The following is a 3725-nucleotide window of genomic DNA, read 5'->3' as shown; positions in this document are numbered from 1 at the left end:
TGTGGGTTTGCAGGACACGCCGTAAACCCGTCCATGGGGGCTCGATGGCGCCATCCATGGCGCCAACGGTCCTGCAAACCCACACCGCCCCGCCTTCGACAGTTTCCCGCGATCCGCAGTAGATCCACGCCATGCGTGGATGGGGTTGCTCAGTTGCAGTTGACCTTCGGCGCCAGCGCCCTGGTCCAGATCGCATAGCCGGCCGGGGTCATGTGCAGCATGTCCTCGCGGAACAGCGTCGCATCCGGCTGGCCGTCGGCGCCGAGCATCGGCGTGTAGATGTCGGTGAAACCGGTGTTGGGCAGCTTGGCCAGCGCGGCCTTGATCAGCGTGTTGGCCTCGTTGATCGCCGGCAGCAGGTGCGCGCGCGACGGGCTCGGCTTGATCGACAGGTACTCCACCTTGGTCTTCGGCAGGTCGCGGTGCACGCGCTGCACGAAGGCAACCACGTCGTCGCGCACCTGCACGGCGCTGCGGCCACTGTTGAGGTCGTTGTCGCCCGCGTAGAAGAACACTTTGCATGGCGCATACGGCACCACGATGCGGTCGGCGTACCAGGTGCTGTCGCGCACTTCCGAGCCGCCGAAGCCGCGGTTGAACACTGGCTGGCCAGGGAAGTCGGTGGCCAGGCTCTCCCAGAAGCGGATCGAGGAGCTGCCGATGAACTCGATGCCACCGCGCGGCGGCGGGGTGGACTGGTCGGCGCTGGCGAAGCGGGCCATGTCGCCGGCCCAGGCCACGTTGGAGACCTGTTCTGGCACACGGGGCGACTCGGCCGGGCTCAGCGCCTGGGCCAGCGGTGCGGCAGTCAGCAGGCCCAGCATCAACAGGCAGGTACGGCGACGGGACATCAGGCGCTCCAGCAGGCAAGGGGCATCCATCATAGGAGCATGCCCGGGCCGTTGCTTGCCCCTGGCAGGCCGTTCAGCGGGCCGGCGCGGGCTGCGGTTGGCGGCCTTGTGGCAAAATGGCCGCCATCTGCCTATTCCTGTGCACCCATGATTCCCTGCCGTGCGTCTGAGCGGTCGCTGCGCCGCGCCCCCGTTGCTGGATGTTCCACCCGTGGCTGATCAGTTCGGCCACCTGCCGCGCGGCCCGCGCCGCATCTTCCAGGCCGCCCGCTGGTCCTGGCAGGGCCTGCGCGCTGCCTGGCTGCACGAGTCCTCGTTCCGGCTTGAGGTCTACCTGCTGATCCTGCTGACGCCGATTGCGATCTGGCTGGGCCAGACGCCGGTCGAACGCGCGCTGCTGATCGGCTCGATGCTGCTGGTGCTGGCGATGGAGCTGGCCAACTCGGCCATCGAAGCGGTGATCGAACGCTACGGCAGTGAGATTCACGAGCTGGCCGGCCGCGCCAAGGACATGGGCTCGGCGGCGGTGTTCGTGCTGATGATGAACGTGTTGCTGTGCTGGGCGCTGGTCGTGGTTCCGCACGCGCTGGCCGGCAACTACGGCTGAAACCCCATTCCCCCACTGCCTTGAAGAGTTTCCATGTCCTTTGAGTTCCTCGCCGACCCCAATGCCTGGGTGACCCTGTTCACGCTCAGCGCGCTGGAAATCGTGCTCGGCATCGACAACCTGGTGTTCATTTCCATTGCTGTCAGCAAGCTGCCGGAAGAGCGCCGCCCGTTCGCCCGCAAGCTCGGCATCGCGGTGGCCTGCATTACCCGCATCGGCCTGCTGGTATCGCTGGCCTACCTGGCGCACATGGCGGCAAACCTGTTCACCGTGGCCGGCATGGGCATCTCCATCCGCGACCTGGTGCTGATCGTTGGCGGCCTGTTCCTGATCATCAAGGGCTGCATGGAGATCAAGGAACTGATCAGCGGTGGCGAGGATGAAGATCCCAGCACCACCAAGGCCTCGGCCGTGTTCGGCTACGTGATCGCGCAGATCGCGGTGATCGACATCGTGTTTTCGCTGGACTCGGTGATCACCGCCGTCGGCATCGCCGACCACATTCCGGTGATGGTCGCCGCGATCCTGCTGTCGGTGATGGTGATGCTGCTGGCCGCCAACCCGCTGGGCCGCTTCATCGATGCCAACCCGACCGTGAAGATGCTGGCGCTCGCCTTCATCCTGATGATCGGCGCGGTGCTGATCCTGGACGGCCTGGACGTGCACGTGCCCAAGCCCTACATCTACGCCGCGATGGGCTTCTCGGTGCTGGTGGAGTGGCTGAACCTGCTGATGCGCCGCCGCGCCCGCGAGCACAACGTGCCGGGCGCCGGCAACTGGTAAGCGCGCCACTGGCGTGTGAGTCCCTCAGAACCCCCGGCATTCCGGGGGTTCTGCGTTGTGGGGGCGAGGTCGGTTCTTCAACGGCATTGTGGTTTTTGCACTTGTGGCTGCGTTCCGGCTTCCACTTGTGAACCAGGATCAACAGTGTTTTCCCGGGGCGAGGCTTAATCCGGCGCAGCAAAGCGCGCAGGCTACGCACTCCCGATTCCCGCCCCCAGGACCCCCCCCATGAATTCCAGAGCCGCCTTGCTGGCGCTTGCCGTTGGCGCCTTCGCCATCGGAACCACCGAGTTTGCCCCGATGGGCCTGTTGCCGGTCATCGCCGACGGCGTCGGCGTTGGCATCCCCACTGCGGGCATGCTGATCACCGCCTATGCCGTGGGCGTGATGCTGGGCGCGCCGGTGATGACCCTGCTGATGGGGCGTTTTGGCAAGCGCACCGCGCTGATGCTGCTGATGTCGATCTTCGTCGCCGGCAATCTGTTGTCTGCGCTGGCGCCGAACTACGGGATGCTGCTGCTGTCGCGCCTGGTCACCAGCCTCAACCACGGTGCCTTCTTCGGCATCGGTGCGGTGGTCGCTGCGAGCCTGGTGCCGAAGGAAAAGCAGGCCGCTGCCGTGGCCACCATGTTCATGGGCCTGACCATCGCCAACATCGGCGGCGTGCCGCTGGCGACTTGGGTGGGGCAGCAGCTGGGCTGGCGCCTGTCCTTCGCCGGTACCGCAGTGCTGGGCCTGGTTGCGATCACTGCGCTGGGTTTCGCGCTGCCGGCATCTGCACCGGGGCCGCGCCCGGACGTGCGCCGCGAACTGAAGGCGATCCTGCAGCCGCAGGTGCTGCTGGCGATGGCCACCACCGTGCTTGGTGCGGGTGCGATGTTCACCCTCTATACCTACGTCGCACCGGTGCTGACCGAATTGACCGGCGCCTCCAATGCCTTCATCGCGATGTCGCTGGCCCTGATCGGCATCGGCTTCACCTTCGGCAACGGCATCGGTGGACGCATGGCTGACTGGTCGCTCGATGGCGCCACACGGATCCTGCTGGCCGTCCTGGCGGTGCTGATGTTCGTGCTGCCGCTGGCCTTCATGAGCCACGCCACCGCGGCGCTGGGTGTACTGCTGTTCGGTGCGGCGACCTTCGCCCTCGTGCCGCCGCTGCAGATCCGGGTGATGCAGGTGGCCAGCGAGGCGCCGGGCCTGGCGTCGTCGATCAACGTGGGTGCATTCAACCTGGGCAATGCGGTAGGTGCTGCGCTGGGGGGGGCGGTGATCAGCTCGGGACTGGGCTACGCCGCGATTCCGGTGGCCGGTGGCCTGCTGGCCGCGTCGGGCCTGCTGCTGGCATGGCTGGGGCGTCCGCGCACTGCGGTGGCTGAGGCCTGCTGAGGGGTGTTGGATTCCGGCAGGGCTTGCAGCCCTGCACCCGCAGAGGCAACGTCAAAAGCTGGGCTACTGAGGGATGGCGGGGCGGGTCCGGTGGC

The 3725-nt window shown here is 66.7% G+C and carries 4 protein-coding genes; 3 read left to right on the top strand and 1 reads right to left on the bottom strand.

The window, feature by feature from the left end; all coding sequences use genetic code 11:
- Positions 1 to 149: 149 nt before the first annotated feature.
- Complete coding sequence (locus ABGA94_RS06050; protein ID WP_053500094.1) at positions 150 to 851, bottom strand: SGNH/GDSL hydrolase family protein; 702 nt, start codon at positions 849 to 851, stop codon at positions 150 to 152.
- A 211-nt stretch (positions 852 to 1062) separates the two neighbouring features.
- Here ABGA94_RS06050 and ABGA94_RS06045 point away from each other — a divergent pair, with 211 nt between their 5' ends.
- The 3 genes from ABGA94_RS06045 to ABGA94_RS06035 all read left to right on the top strand — a co-directional run bounded on the left by ABGA94_RS06045 (position 1063) and on the right by ABGA94_RS06035 (position 3630).
- Positions 1063 to 1458 carry a diacylglycerol kinase gene (locus ABGA94_RS06045; RefSeq protein ID WP_005415335.1) on the top strand — a complete coding sequence of 132 codons (396 nt, stop codon included), beginning with the start codon at positions 1063 to 1065 and terminating at the stop codon, positions 1456 to 1458.
- A gap of 33 nt (positions 1459 to 1491) precedes the next feature.
- Entirely contained in the window at positions 1492 to 2241 is a 750-nt protein-coding gene (locus ABGA94_RS06040; RefSeq protein ID WP_005415336.1) for a TerC family protein, read from the top strand.
- A 228-nt stretch (positions 2242 to 2469) separates the two neighbouring features.
- Positions 2470 to 3630, top strand: coding sequence for an MFS transporter (locus ABGA94_RS06035; protein WP_005415337.1), 1161 nt, complete (start codon positions 2470 to 2472; stop codon positions 3628 to 3630).
- Positions 3631 to 3725: the final 95 nt, after the last annotated feature.

Origin of the sequence: Stenotrophomonas sp. 3diitr2024 (genome assembly GCF_042136455.1) — a bacterium.
In the GTDB taxonomy this organism is placed as follows: domain Bacteria; phylum Pseudomonadota; class Gammaproteobacteria; order Xanthomonadales; family Xanthomonadaceae; genus Stenotrophomonas; species Stenotrophomonas sepilia.
The sequence above is the reverse complement of the archived record's forward strand: the minus strand, read 5'-3'. Positions and strand labels throughout refer to the sequence as shown.